Source organism: Novosphingobium percolationis (assembly GCF_020179425.1).
In the GTDB taxonomy this organism is placed as follows: Bacteria; Pseudomonadota; Alphaproteobacteria; order Sphingomonadales; family Sphingomonadaceae; genus Novosphingobium; species Novosphingobium percolationis.
This window is the reverse complement of the sequence record NZ_JAILYM010000004.1, coordinates 414562-428944: the sequence shown is the minus strand read 5'-3', so window position 1 is coordinate 428944 and position 14383 is coordinate 414562. Positions and strand designations below refer to the sequence as shown.

General features: G+C 67.2%; 14 protein-coding genes. 9 read left to right on the top strand and 5 right to left on the bottom strand.

Annotated features, from left to right (window positions below):
- The first annotated feature begins 64 nt into the window (after positions 1-64).
- From K3A84_RS13410 to dnaA, 3 genes are all read left to right on the top strand, one after another.
- Positions 65-1477, top strand: coding sequence for a cytochrome P450 (locus K3A84_RS13410; protein WP_225009841.1), 1413 nt, complete (start codon positions 65-67; stop codon positions 1475-1477).
- A 134-nt stretch (positions 1478-1611) separates the two neighbouring features.
- A complete protein-coding gene (rpsT, locus tag K3A84_RS13405; protein WP_225009840.1) occupies positions 1612-1872 on the top strand; it encodes a 30S ribosomal protein S20 in 261 nt (86 codons plus the stop codon).
- A 578-nt stretch (positions 1873-2450) separates the two neighbouring features.
- Entirely contained in the window at positions 2451-3842 is a 1392-nt protein-coding gene (dnaA, locus tag K3A84_RS13400; RefSeq protein WP_225009880.1) for a chromosomal replication initiator protein DnaA, read from the top strand.
- Positions 3843-4120: 278 nt separating this feature from the next.
- Here dnaA and thiS read toward each other — a convergent pair whose 3' ends face one another.
- Entirely contained in the window at positions 4121-5116 is a 996-nt protein-coding gene (gene thiS / locus K3A84_RS13395) for a sulfur carrier protein ThiS (RefSeq protein WP_318248310.1), read from the bottom strand.
- Positions 5117-5163: 47 nt separating this feature from the next.
- Positions 5164-5535, bottom strand: a complete 372-nt coding sequence (locus K3A84_RS13385) for a MerC domain-containing protein (RefSeq protein WP_225009839.1) — start codon at positions 5533-5535, stop codon at positions 5164-5166.
- 114 nt (positions 5536-5649) lie between these two features.
- Here K3A84_RS13385 and K3A84_RS13380 point away from each other — a divergent pair, with 114 nt between their 5' ends.
- The 4 genes from K3A84_RS13380 to K3A84_RS13365 all read left to right on the top strand — a co-directional run bounded on the left by K3A84_RS13380 (position 5650) and on the right by K3A84_RS13365 (position 8729).
- Positions 5650-6687 (top strand): COX15/CtaA family protein, encoded by a 1038-nt coding sequence (locus tag K3A84_RS13380; protein WP_225009838.1) that lies wholly within the window; start codon positions 5650-5652, stop codon positions 6685-6687.
- A gap of 136 nt (positions 6688-6823) precedes the next feature.
- Positions 6824-7303: a 50S ribosomal protein L13 gene (gene rplM, locus K3A84_RS13375; RefSeq protein ID WP_225009837.1), complete on the top strand. Its 480-nt coding sequence runs from the start codon at positions 6824-6826 to the stop codon at positions 7301-7303.
- A 3-nt stretch (positions 7304-7306) separates the two neighbouring features.
- Positions 7307-7849, top strand: a complete 543-nt coding sequence (gene rpsI / locus K3A84_RS13370) for a 30S ribosomal protein S9 (protein WP_225009836.1) — start codon at positions 7307-7309, stop codon at positions 7847-7849.
- Between the two features lie 118 nt (positions 7850-7967).
- Positions 7968-8729 carry a glycosyltransferase gene (locus tag K3A84_RS13365; protein ID WP_225009835.1) on the top strand — a complete coding sequence of 254 codons (762 nt, stop codon included), beginning with the start codon at positions 7968-7970 and terminating at the stop codon, positions 8727-8729.
- A 1-nt stretch (position 8730) separates the two neighbouring features.
- On the opposite strand, the gene K3A84_RS13360 is transcribed toward K3A84_RS13365, so the two are convergent.
- Positions 8731-9660 (bottom strand): 1-phosphofructokinase family hexose kinase, encoded by a 930-nt coding sequence (locus K3A84_RS13360; RefSeq protein ID WP_225009834.1) that lies wholly within the window; start codon positions 9658-9660, stop codon positions 8731-8733.
- A gap of 100 nt (positions 9661-9760) precedes the next feature.
- Here K3A84_RS13360 and K3A84_RS13355 point away from each other — a divergent pair, with 100 nt between their 5' ends.
- Positions 9761-10465 (top strand): HPP family protein, encoded by a 705-nt coding sequence (locus tag K3A84_RS13355; protein WP_225009833.1) that lies wholly within the window; start codon positions 9761-9763, stop codon positions 10463-10465.
- 6 nt (positions 10466-10471) lie between these two features.
- On the opposite strand, the gene K3A84_RS13350 is transcribed toward K3A84_RS13355, so the two are convergent.
- Entirely contained in the window at positions 10472-12463 is a 1992-nt protein-coding gene (locus K3A84_RS13350; protein ID WP_225009832.1) for an acyltransferase family protein, read from the bottom strand.
- A gap of 11 nt (positions 12464-12474) precedes the next feature.
- Complete coding sequence (locus K3A84_RS13345; RefSeq protein ID WP_225009831.1) at positions 12475-12798, bottom strand: DUF1244 domain-containing protein; 324 nt, start codon at positions 12796-12798, stop codon at positions 12475-12477.
- A gap of 133 nt (positions 12799-12931) precedes the next feature.
- Here K3A84_RS13345 and pyk point away from each other — a divergent pair, with 133 nt between their 5' ends.
- The gene (gene pyk / locus K3A84_RS13340; protein ID WP_225009878.1) at positions 12932-14380 is read left to right on the top strand and encodes a pyruvate kinase; all 1449 of its coding nucleotides are present in this window, start codon (positions 12932-12934) and stop codon (positions 14378-14380) included.
- The last annotated feature ends 3 nt before the right edge of the window (positions 14381-14383 follow it).

Here is a 14383-nt window from a genome sequence, read left to right as displayed (position 1 = left end):
GGGTCTTGCCTGTGCTGACATTCGTGTCATCAATGGGGCAAGCAAAAATCCCGGGAGAATATCGATGGCGAGCGTTCCCGCCCGCAGTTTCACCGACGTGACCGTCCAGTCCGAGCGCGGCAATCCCCACTGGACGCGCCACCCCGGCGATGGTGCGCTCGACGCCATTCCCGGCGAGGACGGCCGGCCGATCGTCGGCACGACCTTCCGCCAGCTCGCCGATCCGACGCGGTTCGGGCAGGAGATGCTGGCCAAGTACGGGCCGGTGTACCGCACGAAGAGCTTCGGGCGGCGTGGCGTCACCTTGGTCGGTCCTGATGCCAACGAACTGGTGCTGTTCGACCGCGACAAGCTGTTCTCGAACGAGCAGGGGTGGGGGCCTATCCTCAACCTGCTGTTCCCGCGCGGCCTGATGCTGATGGACCACGAAGCGCACCGCATCGACCGGCGCGCCCTGTCGATCGCGTTCAAGCCCGAGCCGATGCGGGCCTACTGCGGCCAGCTGAACGAACAGATCGCGCACGGCGTCGAAGCCTGGGGCAAGGAAGACGTCACGCAGGTGCGCTTCTACGATCTGATCAAGGCGCTGACCCTGCAGACCGCCGCCGTCAGCTTCCTGGGGCTTCCGCTGGGGCCCGAGGCCGACCGGCTGAACAAGGCCTTCGTCGACATGGTGCAGGCTTCGGTCGCGCCGATCCGGCGGCCGCTGCCCTTCACCGCGATGGGCCGGGGCGTTGCCGGGCGCAAGCTGATGGTCGAATACTTCACCCAGCTGGTGCGTGAACGACGCGAGCAGCCGGGGCAGGACATGTTCAGCCAGTTCGCGCTCGCCCGCCGCGAAGACGGCAGCCTCTTGCCCGAAGACGTGGTCGTCGATCACATGATCTTCCTGATGATGGCCGCGCACGACACCATCACCAGTTCGTTCACCACGCTTGCCTGGCATCTTGCGCACGCGCCCGAATGGCAGGACAGGCTGCGCGCCGAAGCCCTGGCCGTGACGGGCGGGGCAGGCCGCCCGCTCGCCTACGAGGATCTCGGCAAGCTGGAGTTGTGCGACATGGCCTTCAAGGAAGCGCTGCGCATCATGCCGCCGGTCCCGGCCATGCCCCGCCGCGCGCTGCGCGACTTCACCTTTCACGGCCACCGCATTCCGGCGGGCACGGGCGTGGGCATCAGCCCGGCCGCCGTCCACGCCGATCCTGTGCTGTGGCCCGATCCGGACAGGTTCGATCCCTTGCGTTTCACGCCGGACAAGGTGGCGGCGCGGCACAAGTACGCATGGGTGCCCTTCGGCGGCGGCGCGCACATGTGCCTGGGGCTGCACTTTGCGGCGATGCAGACCAAAGTGCTGGTCGCGCAGATCCTTTCGCGCTATCGGCTTGAAGCGACGCCCGGGTATGCACCGTTGTGGCAGGCCTGGCCCATCCCCAAGCCCCGCGACGGACTGCGGCTGACGCTGCGGAGGCTGGCCTGATGACCAGCGAATCTGTTGACCGAAGCCCCGATCGCCGCTAAGGGCGCCGCTTTCCGGCGGGCTTTCCCGCTTTCCATCACGATTGCTTGGGCGCCTTGTCAGGTGGCCCGCCAGAGGACACGAGACAGGAACACATGGCCAACACGCCGCAAGCCCGCAAGCGCATCCGCCGCAACGAACGTCGCGCCGAAATCAACGGCAACCGTCTTTCGCGCATCCGCACCTTCGTGAAGAAGGTCGAAGCCGCGCTGGCCGGTGGCGACAAGACCGAAGCGGCCGAAGCGCTCAAGGCTGCCCAGCCTGAGCTGGCGCGCGGCGTTGCCCGTGGCGTGCTCCACAAGAACACCGTTGCCCGTAAGATGAGCCGTCTCAGCAAGCGCGTCGCCGCTCTCTGATTCGGTAGCGACGCCGGTCGATGACCGGCGCGTTACGGCACAAAAAAAGAACATGGCCGGCGTGTCAAACGCCGGCCATTTCTTTTGGGCGTCTGTTTCAACACCGTCATTTTTGTGCAGGCGCAGCAAGTCACGGAATCTCCGCGATTCGGCTGGAACATCTCAGAAAATCGTTATGAATCAGTATATTGATGGAGTTCTGCGGGGCAGAGCCGAGTCAAGCGGGTTTATTTCAGTTTTTTTGCTTCACGCCGCTTGCGCGATTGGGCGCTGGGCCAATAGACAGGATGAACCGGCAGCGACGGGGGCCTTCTGCTTCGGCAGGGCGATCGCGCGGTCGGTGTCACGAACATCGCTTGAAGCAGGGTCCGGACGCGAAAAACGCGATTCCGGACAAGGGGTAAGTCGTGCCTTGCGTCCCGTTAATGGGGCGGGGCCGGAATGCGGGACGGCGGCACGTGAAGATTGACGAATTCGGCAGTGGTAGCAGCATTGGTGGCGGCGCGGGGCATGGCGCTGCCGGAATCAACAAGACATCGGCGCAGGCCGGGCAAGCGAAGAAGGGACGTGACGGCGCAATGATCGAGGACCAGGAAGCCCTGGATCTGGCCGCCGACTGGGCCGACATCAGCCAGGGTCTCAAGAAGGACCTCGGCTCGCAGTTGCACAGCCAGTGGATCAAGCCGATCCAGCTCGGCAGCTTCTGCAAGGAAACCGGCACGCTCGACCTGTTCCTGCCCACCGAGTTCTCGGCCAACTGGGTGGCGGACCGATTCGCCGATCGCCTCAGCCTCGCCTGGAAGATCGCCCGGGCCGAAGTGCGCCAGGTGCGCATCACCGTCCATCCGCGCCGCCGCGCGATGCCCGAGCTGCGCGTAGGCGCGCCCTTCGCCGGCGAGCCGACCGCGCCTGTGCGCGCCGTCGCTCCCGCGGTTGTCGAATCGGCGCTTGCCGGGCTCGATCCCTCGCTGACCTTCTCCGACTTCGTCTCAGGCGCGACCAACGTGCTCGCCGTCAATGCGGCGCAACGCATGGCCGCGCTGGAAACCCCGCAGTTCTCGCCGCTCTACCTCAAGGGTTCGACCGGACAGGGCAAGACGCACCTGCTGCACGCCATCGGACACGCCTATGCCGCGGCCAGGCCCGGCGCGCGGATCTTCTACTGCTCGGCCGAGCGCTTCATGATCGAATTCGTCCAGGCCATGCGCTCGAACGAGATGATCGAGTTCAAGGCGCGCCTGCGCGGCTTTGACATGCTGCTGGTCGACGACATCCAGTTCATCATCGGGAAGTCCAGCACGCAGGAGGAATTCCTCCACACGATCGACGCGCTGATGAGCGCGGGCAAGCGCCTCGTCGTCGCCGCCGACCGCGCGCCGCAGGCACTTGATGGCGTCGAACAACGCCTGCTCTCGCGCCTGTCGATGGGCCTCGTCGCCGACATCCAGCCCGCCGATATCGAGCTGCGCCGCAAGATCCTCGAACACCGCCTTGCCCGCTTCGGCAACGCCCAGGTGCCCGCCGACGTGATCGAGTTCCTCGCCCGCACCATCAACCGCAACGTGCGCGAGCTGGTCGGCGGCCTCAACAAGCTGATCGCCTATGCCCAGCTCACCGGCCAGCCGGTTAGCCTGCAACTGGCGGAAGAACAGCTCACCGACATCCTGTCTGCCAATCGTCGCCGCATCACCATCGACGAGATCCAGCGCACGGTCTGCCAGTTCTACCGCGTCGACCGCACCGAGATGGCCAGCAAACGCCGCGCCCGCGCCGTCGTGCGCCCGCGCCAGGTGGCGATGTACCTCGCCAAGGTGCTCACCCCGCGCTCCTATCCCGAGATCGGCCGCAAGTTCGGCGGACGCGACCACTCCACCGTGATCCACGCCGTGCGCCTCATCGAAGAACTGCGCGCGCGCGATGCCGATATGGATGGCGACGTGCGTACGCTGCTGCGCCAACTTGAGGACTGAGGAAAGATAAGGGAAGGCAGGGATTTACCATCCCTGCACCCTGTTCATGTCTCCCGGCGACAGGACCGCGCAAACCTTACCCTTACCCGGATCCTCCCCGTTTTTGTGAAGCACAAATGGCGAGGGGGACCGCCCGCAAAGCGGATGGTGGAGGGGCAACCAAGCACGCCGCGCAGACCCACCCCCTCCCGCCTGCGGGAGGGGAGAAACAAGCGCCCCGTATCATTCCCCTCCCGCCAGCGGGAGGGGGCAGGGGTAGGCACTCCCCGCTCCTTGCGTCAGATAAGCCCGGCTAGCGGGCTGGACGGATCTGCGTACTTGCGCGTGCCCATGCGCCCGGCGCGATAGGCGGCGCGGCCCGCCTCGACCGACAGGCGCATCGCGCGCGCCATCAGCAACGGGTCCTTGGCCTCGGCGATGGCGGTGTTCATCAGCACGCCATCGCAGCCCAGTTCCATCGCCACCGCCGCATCGCTGGCCGTGCCGACACCCGCATCGACCAGCACCGGAACCTTGGCGCCCTCGACGATCAGGCGGATGGTCACGCGGTTCTGGATGCCCAGGCCCGACCCGATCGGCGCGCCCAGCGGCATCACGGCGACGGCGCCTGCGTCTTCCAACTGCTTCGCCGCGATCGGATCGTCGGTGCAATAGACCATCGGCTTGAAGCCTTCCTTGGCCAGCACTTCGGTGGCGCGCAGGGTTTCGACCATGTTGGGATAGAGCGTGCGCGCCTCGCCCAGCACTTCCAGCTTGACCAGATCCCAGCCGCCCGCCTCGCGCGCCAGCCGCAGCGTGCGGATCGCGTCCTCGGCGGTGAAGCAGCCTGCGGTGTTGGGCAGGTAGGTGATCTTCTTGGGGTCGATGTAGTCGGTCAGCATCGGCGCCTTGGGATCGCTGACATTGACGCGGCGCACGGCCACGGTAACGATTTCCGCGCCCGAGGCTTCGACGGCCGCCGCGTTCTGTTCGAAATCCTTGTACTTGCCGGTGCCGACGATCAGGCGCGAGCGGAAAGTGCGCCCGGCTACCGTCCACGTATCATCCTCTTGCCCGCCGCCGACGAAGTGGACGATTTCCAGCACGTCGCCGTCGGCCAGAGCCACGTCCGCCAGCGTCGAGCGCGGTGCGATCTCGCCATTGCGTTCGACCGCGACCTTCGCCGGATCGAGGTCAAGGCTGCGCACGAGGTCGGCGATCGAACCGGGCGCTGAACGGCGCGGTTCGCCATTGACGGTGAGCGAAAGGGTGAGGGTCGAGGGAGTGCTTGCCATGCGCGCCGATGTAGCGAAGGCGCGGGCGGGTGCAAGGGCGTGAAAGGTCAGCAGCCCCGGCGCATGTTGATGACGTGCGCGCTCGCCACCAGCAGTACGCCCATGATCGTCAGCACGGCCTCGGCGCTGCCGTGCCCTGCCAACACCGCGCCCAGCATCAGCGCAAGCCCGGAGCTACCCACGATCAGCGGCAGCCGGTGCCCATGGCGCAGCGCGCCAAGGCCGATGGTGCTTGCGCCGACCACCAGCGCCAGCACCAGCCCGAAGCGGTGGATCGCCGGATTAAGCAGCGCGCCACCGCCCAGACCCAGTACGCCGACGAGAAAAATCCCCGCTAGGCAGTGAATCATGCACAGCCCCGAAAGGAGCACGCCGAACCGGTCGAGCCGGGCACGCAAGGCAAGAAGGGCCTGAGTCATCGTGTACTCGATATATGTAACACTATAACATCACGCAATGGGCTTGTGCGGTTCGAGGGCCTGCCCTCTCATCCCCCTTGCGATTTGCACGGGGCGGACGCAGAGCGCGGGGCCATGAAGACAGCGCAACCCTCCCCGCTTGCTCTCGCCCGCTGGCTGTTCGTCGTCGCGGCTATGGTGGTCGCCATCGTCGTCGTCGGCGGCATCACCCGCCTGACCGAATCGGGCGTGTCGATCACCGAATGGAAGCCGGTCGCGGGCACTTTGCCCCCGCTCACGCAAGGCGAATGGCAGGCTGAATTTGACGCCTACCGCCAGACTCCGCAATACGTGCTGGTCAATGGCCCGGCGGGCATGACGCTGGCGACGTACAAGTTCATCTTCTTCTGGGAGTGGGTCCACCGCCTGCTGGCGCGCACCATCGGCATGGTCTTTGCCCTGCCGCTCGTCTGGTTCTGGGTGAAGGGGCGCATCCCCCAAGGCTACAAGCCGCGCCTGCTGGCGCTGCTGGCGCTGGGCGCGTTGCAGGGCGCGGTCGGCTGGTGGATGGTCAAGTCTGGGATCGTGCATGACGTGAAGGTCAGCCACTTCCGCCTCGCCACGCACCTGCTGGTCGCGCTGACCACGCTGGCGGGCCTCGTCTGGACCGCGCTCGACTTGCGCGCGCTGCATCGGGGCGAGCCGCGCGCCCACCTGAGCGGTTTTGCCGCGCTGGCGCTGGTGATGCTGGTGGCGCAACTGTTCTATGGCGCGCTGCTGGCTGGCCTGCGCGCGGGCACCTCGGCGGGCGGGGGCTGGTTCAACTGGGACGCCTGGCCGCTGATGCAGGGCTCCCTCTATCCCGCCGGGGTCGACTGGGCGCTGGGCGCGGCCCATGCGCTGTTGTCCGACCCGTTCCTCGTCCACTTCGTCCATCGCTGGTGGGCCTGGGCGGTGGTGGCGGTGTTGGTCGTACTCGCCCGAAAGGTGCGTCAGACGGCGCGCGCCGCCTCGATCGCGATCCATTCGGCGTTCGGCACGCAAGTGCTGCTCGGCATCGCGACAGTTTGGAGCGGCGTGGCGATCTGGTTGGCGGTGCTGCACCAGTTGACCGGAGCCTTGCTGCTCGTCGCGACGACCTGGGGAGCGCACGCTTTGGGGCGTAAAAACTGAAAGGTATTATTTTACCTCTCCGCAAACCCGCCGTTTGCTTGACTCCAACGCCTCTTTGCAACAAAGGCGCGGTTCCTCGCCGTGATGCGCAAGCCCTTGCGCGTCCGGTGCACCAAATCCAGGGAATGACCCAGCCATGAAGGCTCTCAGCAAGGTCACCCGGTCGATCAAGCCGGCCGAGGTGGAAAAGAAGTGGCATCTGATTGATGCCGAAGGCCTGGTGGTCGGCCGTCTCGCCGTCATCGTCGCCAACCTCCTGCGCGGCAAGCACAAGCCGAGCTTTACCCCGCACGTCGATTGCGGCGATCACGTTGTCGTGATCAACGCCGACAAGGTGGCGTTCACGGGCAAGAAGCTCAAGGACAAGATCTACTACAAGCACACCGGCTATGCCGGCGGCATCAAGGAAGTGACCGCGGACAAGGTCCTCGGCGGTCGCTTCCCCGAGCGCGTGCTTGAAAAGGCGGTAGAACGCATGATTCCGCGCGGGCCCCTGGGCCGTGCGCAGATGCGCGCCCTGCACCTTTATGCCGGCGCGGAACACCCGCACGCCGGTACCCAGCCGGAAGCGCTCGACGTCGCTTCGATGAACCGCAAGAACAAGGTGGGTGCGTAAGCCATGTCCGACACCGATACCGTTTCGAGCCTGGCGGACCTGAAGAACCTCACCGCCAATGCTCCCGCCCCGGCCGCTCCGGCTGCCGATGCCGACGTCGATGCCCCGGTTGTCCCGGCTGCGCCGACGATGCCGCTGCGCGATCGTGAAGTCGACGCCCAGGGACGTTCGTACGCCACCGGCCGCCGCAAGGACGCCGTGGCCCGCGTGTGGCTGAAGCCCGGGTCGGGCAAGGTCACCGTCAACGGCCGCGACCAGGAAGTGTACTTCGCCCGTCCGACCCTGCGCCTAGTGATCAACCAGCCGTTCCAGGTCGCTGGTCGCGAAGGCCAGTACGACATCGTCTGCACCGTCAAGGGCGGTGGCCTTTCGGGCCAGGCTGGCGCGGTCAAGCACGGCATCGCCCAGGCGCTGACGAAGTTCGAGCCCGCCCTGCGCGGCGCGGTCAAGGCCGCCGGCTTCCTCACCCGCGACCCGCGCGTCGTCGAACGCAAGAAGTACGGCCGCGCCAAGGCTCGCCGCAGCTTCCAGTTCTCGAAGCGCTGATCGTTCTGGCTGGCGGGCGCGTTTCGCAACGTGCCTGTCGCCGGGCCGCAACAACGGGTTGCAAAAACAAGACGCCCGGCAGAAATGTCGGGCGTTTTTGTGTGTGCAGGGAATGGAAATGGGCGACGAGACCCGCAACGCCGTGAAATTGCCGACCGTCAGCATCGTCACGCCGACCTATCGGCGGCACCCGTTCCTCGAACAGCTGCTGCGCTGCGTTCGCCTGCAGGACTATCCTCGCCATCTGATTGAAGTCGTGATCCTCGATGACAGCCCGCGACCGCCGGTGCTGCGCGCCGACTGGACCGACGACCTCAACGTGCGCGTGGTCCACAGCGCGGTTCGCGTGGCCTTGGGCGAAAAGCGCAACCGGCTGCACCGCTATGCCGATGGCGAGGTGATCGTCTGCTTCGACGATGACGACTGGTATCCGCCGCAGCGCGTGTCGCACGCCGTGGCAGCGTTGCAGGCGAGCGGCCTTTCCCTGGCCGGATCGAGCCTGCTGCCGATCTGGTTCACCGGCAGCGGGCGCATGGTTGCGTATGGTCCCTATGGTCCCAATCACTCGTGCAACGGCGCGCTCGCCTATACCAGCACCTATGCTCGCCGGCACAAGCACGACGCCGGGCGCGGTTCGGGCGAGGAGCCTTCGTTCACTGGCAACTATACCGAGCCGATGGTGCAACTCGATGCGGCGAAGACCATGCTGGCCATCGCGCACCAGCGCAACACCGTAGCCAAGGCGGAAACCGGCGTAGGCCGCACTTCACTGCCCAACATGGTGCAGTTCCCCGGCTTGCCGCACCAGACCTGGCGCGACTGGGTGACCGACGAGGACAGCCGCGCCTTCTACCGCCGGACGTTCGACCTGACCGATTGAGCTAGTCCAACCGGACCAGCGGCAGCAGGCGGGCGATGTCGGCCGCGCGGGCGAGGTCGGTGCCCGCGCGCAGCACCGCGGCGCTACCTGCCGCGATGCCGTGTCGGAAGGCTTCTTCGGTGTCTTGTCCCATCGTGAGCGCGTGGACCATGCCGGCCAGGAAGCTGTCGCCCGCGCCGACCGCGCTCTGCGCCTCGATGGCGAGCGCCGGGCTGTAGAGCGTGCCTTCGGCGTGGGCGAGGACTGCGCCCTCGTGGCCAAGCGTGGTGGCGACCACGCGCGCCTGTCCGGCCGCGACGATCGCGGCCGCGGCCTCGGCCACGGCCTCGATGCTGCCGAGCGCATGGCCGACGAGGCCTTCCAGTTCGCCCCGGCTCGGCTTGACCAGCGCGATGCCGCCCGCAGCCAGCCCTTCCCGCAGCGCCGCGCCGGAGGTGTCGAGCACCATCGGAATGCCGCGCGCCGCCATGCGCCGGGCGAGCGTGGCGTAGAAGTCTTCGGGTATGCCCGGCGGCAGCGATCCGCTGGCCACCAGCCATTCGCCCCCGACATGGTCGAGCACATCGAGGCAGGCGGTCCATTCGGCCTCGCTCACCGTTGGGCCCGCCGGGGTAAAGCGGTATTCCCTGGCCGTCGCGTGTTCCAGCGCATCGACCGCAATGCGCGTGTGCCCGGCGATCGGCACGCGGGTGCGCACCAGCTGGTGCAGGTCGATCAGTCCGTCGAGCGCCGCGCCGGTCGCCCCACCCGACAGGTAGACGCAGCGCGCATTGCCGCCCAGCCGCACGAACACACGCGCCACGTTGATGCCGCCGCCACCGGGATTGTAGTATTCGCGCGTTGTGCGGATCTTGTGCGTGGGAGCGATGCGTTCGACTTCGTAGGCGACGTCGATGGTCGGGTTCAGCGTCAGCGTGACGATCGAGGGCATGACAAAGTATCCATCTTGCTGGGCCAATGGGATTTCTCCCTCGCAAGGCAGGCGAAGGGTTGTATTGACCGCCATCAATCGCACCCGTGGGGAGGCCAGATTGCAACCTGTTTTTCGAGGCCCGGTCCATCGGGGGGCTGCCGCCGCAGCGCAATGGAAGCCCGGCGGGCGGCTGGGCTGGGCGCGCGGCGCGCTGGGGGCGCTCATCGGCATCGCGCTGGCAGGCCTGGCCACGAAGATGGTTGCCTATGGCGATGCGCCGTGGCTGGTCGCCCCGATCGGTGCCTCTGCGGTGCTGGTCTTCGCCGTGCCCGCAAGCCCGCTGGCGCAGCCCTGGTCGGTGTTGGGCGGCAACATGATCTCCGCTGCGATTGGCATAGCCTTGGGCCATGCGATCGGCGCGCCCTGGCTGGCGGCGAGCCTTGCCGTTGGCGTGGCGATCGCGGTGATGACGCTGGCGCGCTGCCTGCATCCGCCTGGCGGAGCCTGCGCGTTGCTCTGTGCGCTGGGCGCCAAGGCGAGCGGCTGGACTTTTGGCGTGCTGCTGGTGCCGTTCCTGCCCAACGTGCTCCTGCTGATCTTCGCCGGTTGGGTCTACAACGGGCTGACTGGTCACCCATGGCCCCATCGTCCGCACCCTGCGCCGGTGCTGCCGCAGGGCACCTGGGCGGGGACGTACGAGGACGCGGATCTCGACGCGGTGCTCGAGGACTGGGATGAAGTGCTCGACGTCGAGCGCGAGGATCTCGACGCGCTGTTCCGCGCGCTGGAGCAACGCGTGCTCCAGCGCTGGCAGGCGCGCTGAACCGCCTCAGCGCGCGGCGGCGCGGACCTGTCCTGCCCAGTCGAACCGCTGCCCCAGCCAGCGCGACCCTTCGATCGAGAGGTGCCCGTCGTCACGATAGAGGATGACGTTGCCGTGCCGCGTCTCGCAGATGCCATGGGGGCACAGCATTGTGTCCAGCCGGATCACAGGCACTTGCGGGCTGACCAGCCGCATCAGCGCATTCGGGTAGTGATGGGCCTTTGCCAGCGGGAAGTCGCAGGGGTTTGCATCCACGCGCCTTCCGACGCCATCGCGGAGCGAACGCGCGAGGCATTGGCCGAGGTTGCTGCCGTCGGTGGGCGGCGGGCTGACGACTACCACCCGCGCGCCGGTTGCCCGGATCTCCGCCACCGTGCGCAGTAGCGCGGCCGCAACGATCTGCGGCGAAGGCGGCGCCGTGCTTCCGTCCGACCGCACCACGAGGTCGGCGAACATGGTGAAGGGCGAGGCGAGCACCACCGTGCGAATGCCGGGCCTGGTGCGCAGCCACGCCATGACCTGGCGGTTGAACACCGTGCAGTTGCGCAATTCGGCTTCGTCGTAGAAGCGCCCCAGCCCGGTCACGCCCATTTCCATCAGCGGGGCGCAGCTCGATACGGTGTGCTGGCGCAGGTCCAGCGGATGCGGTCCCGCTCGCAGCCCCGGCGCAAGGTGCATGGCGAAGCTGTCGCCCCACAACAGCGTATCAGGCCTGCGCGACGTGGTGCAGGCAGGCGACAGGCTGAAGGCGTACTCGCATTCGGGGCTGAGCCCGAAGTTGATCGCCAGCCGCTGCTCGACCTGTCCCATCGTGCCCGTGGCCGCTGGTCGGCCTGGGAAGCCCGCGCCTCGGTGCAGGACCAGCCCGGAGCCGCCCAGGACCGCCATTCCCGCCAAGGCTGCGATGAAGACCGAGGCACGGTTGGGCAAGGGGCGGATTCCGTGGCGGCGGAACGGCTGCTCCACCCAGCGCCAGGATAGCGCGCCAAGAACCAGCGACAGTGCGGACAGGAGCCCCATCTCGATCAGGGAAGGTGGTGCGGGCGATTGCGCGCGGGCAAACGCGAACAGCGGTTGATGCCACAGATAGGCGCTGTAGCTGATCAGCCCTATGCCGCGCGGCACGCGATGGGCCAGCAGGCGGCCCGCTAGCGTATCCGCCGTGCCATGGCGCAGCACCAGCACCGCGCCGCCCACCGGCAGCAGCGCCAGCAGGCCGGGAAAGGGCGATATATCGCTGAACAGCAACGCGGACGCACCGATCAGGCCCAGCCCGGCCAGGCCCGGCAGATGCCGCAGCTGCGATGCACTGGCGCGCCCGGAAGCTGGCAGCAGCGCGGCCAGCGCGCCCGCCAGCAGTTCCCATGCCCGACCGGGCGCAAGGTAGAAACCGGCGTTGGGCGTGTGTGTCACGCTCCATTGCGAAAGCGTGAGGCTGGCCAGCGCCAGCGCCCCCAGCACGGGCACCAGCCCGCGCCCGTCGCGCCCACTTCTGGCGCTCCAGCGCCAAAGGCCCCACAGCAGCAAGGGAAACAGGATGTAGAACTGCTCCTCGACCGCCAGGCTCCAGGTGTGGAGCAGCGGCTTGAGCGCGGTGTCGGCAGCAAAGTACCCCTGTTCCCGCCAGAACAGCACGTTGGAGGCGAACAACGCCACGGCAATCATGCTCTTCCCGAAATCAGCGAGCTGGCTCGGCAGCAGCCAGGCCCAGGCGAAGGGGATGCACGCCGCGATGACCACGAACAGCGCGGGCAGGATGCGGCGCGCCCTTCGTTCGTAGAACGCGGCGATGGACAGACGGTCATGCCGTAGGTCGGCGATCAGCAACGACGTGATCAGGTAGCCACTGATCGCGAAGAACACGTCGACACCGACGAAGCCGCCCCCGAAAGCTTCGAAGCCTGCGTGAAACAGGATGACCGGCAGTACGGCGAGCGCGCGCAAGCCGTCGATCTCGGGGCGGTAGCGCAGGCCTGCCGCAGATGGCGTCGCTGTCACGATGCCAGCGTTCAGCGCGCGTTCTTCGTCAGGCTCTCTGCCATGCGGGCGAGTTGTTCGGGTGTCGCCTCGCTCTGGCGCGTCGCCTTCCATTCCGCTGCCGGCATGCCGTGGATCAGTTCGCGTGCCGCGGCCTTGTCGAGATCCGCGCCCGCTTCGATGATCCAGTCGGCGAGGCAATTGCGGCAGAATCCGGCGAGCCCCATCAGGTCGATGTTCTGCGCATCGTGGCGCAGTTGCAGGTGGCGAACCAGCGTGCGGAACGCTCCGGCGGCGATTTCGTCGGGCAGGGTGTCGAGCGTGACGGCTGGCGAGAGAGGCGCATTCGTATCCATTGCAATTGTCCTTACGGCCTTCGCACTTGGGTTTTCAGAAGGGCTGGTCCATATCGCGCCCGCACCCAAAAGGCGAAGGAAGACGATCGTGGCACAGCCGGAAACCAATACGCCGGAAACCATCGTTCAGGACATGATCGGTCACGACCCGCGCAGCCGCAAGGTCAAGATCCTCGCCACCGTCGGCCCGGCGAGCCGCTCGCCCGAAATGCTCGAAAGGCTGTTCCGCGCCGGCGTCGATGCCTTCCGCGTCAACATGAGCCACGGCGACCACGCCACCCATGCAGAAACGATCGCCGCGATCCGTGCGCTGGAGGCCGCGATGGGCCGCCCCATCACCGTGCTATGCGACCTGCAGGGGCCCAAGCTGCGCGTCGGAACGTTCAAGAACGACAAGGCGGTGATCCGCCATTCGGGTCACTTCACGCTCGACCGCAATCCCGAGCCGGGCGACGAAACCCGCGTCTGCCTGCCGCATCCCGAACTGTTCGGCATCCTGCAAAAAGGCCAACGCCTGCTGATCGACGACGGCAAGCTGCGCCTGCGCGTGATTCGCGCCGAGGAGAACGAGATCCTGTGCACCGCCGAAGTCGGCGGCGTCATCTCCAACCGCAAGGGCGTGAACGTGCCCGACGCGGTCATCCCCGTGCCCGCGCTGACCGAAAAGGATCGCCGCGACCTGTCGTTCGCGGTCGAGCACGGGGCCGACTGGATCGCGCTGTCGTTCGTGCAGCGCCCCGAGGACGTGGCCGAGGCGCGCCGCCTGATGGGTGGCCACGGCTCGCTGATGGCCAAGATCGAGAAGCCCGCCGCCATTTCGCGGCTGGATGAGATCATCGAACTGTCGGACGGCATCATGGTCGCGCGCGGGGATCTGGGCGTCGAGCTGAACCCCGAGGACGTGCCGCCGCTGCAGAAGCGCATCGTCGAGAATGCGCGCCGGCAGGGCAAGCCGGTGGTCGTGGCGACCCAGATGCTCGAATCGATGATCGAGGCGCCCACGCCCACCCGCGCCGAAGTGTCCGACGTCGCCAACGCGGTCTACGATGGTGCCGATGCGGTGATGCTCTCGGCCGAAACCGCCGCTGGCGCCTGGCCCGAAGAGGCGGTGACGATCATGCACCGCATCGCCGTGCAGGTGGAAGCCGATCCCGGCTATGCCGCGCGCGTCCACTTCATCGAGACGCGACCCGATCCCACCACCGCCGACGCGCTGGCCGAGGCGTGCGCCAGCATTGCCAAGACGCTGCCGATCTCGGGCATCATCGTATTCACGGGCTCCGGCTCGACCGCGCGGCGCGTCGCGCGCGAACGCCCCGGCGTGCCGATGCTGGTGCTGACCCCGTCGGAAAAGACCGCGCGCAAGGTCGGCCTTCTTTGGGGAGCGCACGCTGTCCACACCAAGGACATCGGCAGCTTCGAGGAGATGATCGCCAAGGGCAAGCGCATGGCGCTGCGCCAGGGCTTCGGCGTCGCCGGGTCGCGGCTGATCACGCTGGCGGGCGTTCCCTTCGGCACCCCGGGCGCGACCAACCTCCTCCATGTCGTCACCCTGACGGGCGAGGAACTGAAGCAGCGTTGACGC

What these genes read in the sequence shown, in the direction of transcription:
- K3A84_RS13410 (WP_225009841.1), top strand. Translation starts at nt 65, where the DNA reads ATGGCGAGCGTTCCCGCCCGCAGTTTCACCGACGTGACCGTCCAGTCC.
- rpsT (WP_225009840.1), top strand. Translation starts at nt 1,612, where the DNA reads ATGGCCAACACGCCGCAAGCCCGCAAGCGCATCCGCCGCAACGAACGT.
- dnaA (WP_225009880.1), top strand. Translation starts at nt 2,451, where the DNA reads ATGATCGAGGACCAGGAAGCCCTGGATCTGGCCGCCGACTGGGCCGAC.
- thiS (WP_318248310.1), bottom strand. Translation starts at nt 5,116, where the DNA reads ATGGCAAGCACTCCCTCGACCCTCACCCTTTCGCTCACCGTCAATGGC.
- K3A84_RS13385 (WP_225009839.1), bottom strand. Translation starts at nt 5,535, where the DNA reads ATGACTCAGGCCCTTCTTGCCTTGCGTGCCCGGCTCGACCGGTTCGGC.
- K3A84_RS13380 (WP_225009838.1), top strand. Translation starts at nt 5,650, where the DNA reads ATGAAGACAGCGCAACCCTCCCCGCTTGCTCTCGCCCGCTGGCTGTTC.
- rplM (WP_225009837.1), top strand. Translation starts at nt 6,824, where the DNA reads ATGAAGGCTCTCAGCAAGGTCACCCGGTCGATCAAGCCGGCCGAGGTG.
- rpsI (WP_225009836.1), top strand. Translation starts at nt 7,307, where the DNA reads ATGTCCGACACCGATACCGTTTCGAGCCTGGCGGACCTGAAGAACCTC.
- K3A84_RS13365 (WP_225009835.1), top strand. Translation starts at nt 7,968, where the DNA reads ATGGGCGACGAGACCCGCAACGCCGTGAAATTGCCGACCGTCAGCATC.
- K3A84_RS13360 (WP_225009834.1), bottom strand. Translation starts at nt 9,660, where the DNA reads ATGCCCTCGATCGTCACGCTGACGCTGAACCCGACCATCGACGTCGCC.
- K3A84_RS13345 (WP_225009831.1), bottom strand. Translation starts at nt 12,798, where the DNA reads ATGGATACGAATGCGCCTCTCTCGCCAGCCGTCACGCTCGACACCCTG.
- pyk (WP_225009878.1), top strand. Translation starts at nt 12,932, where the DNA reads ATGATCGGTCACGACCCGCGCAGCCGCAAGGTCAAGATCCTCGCCACC.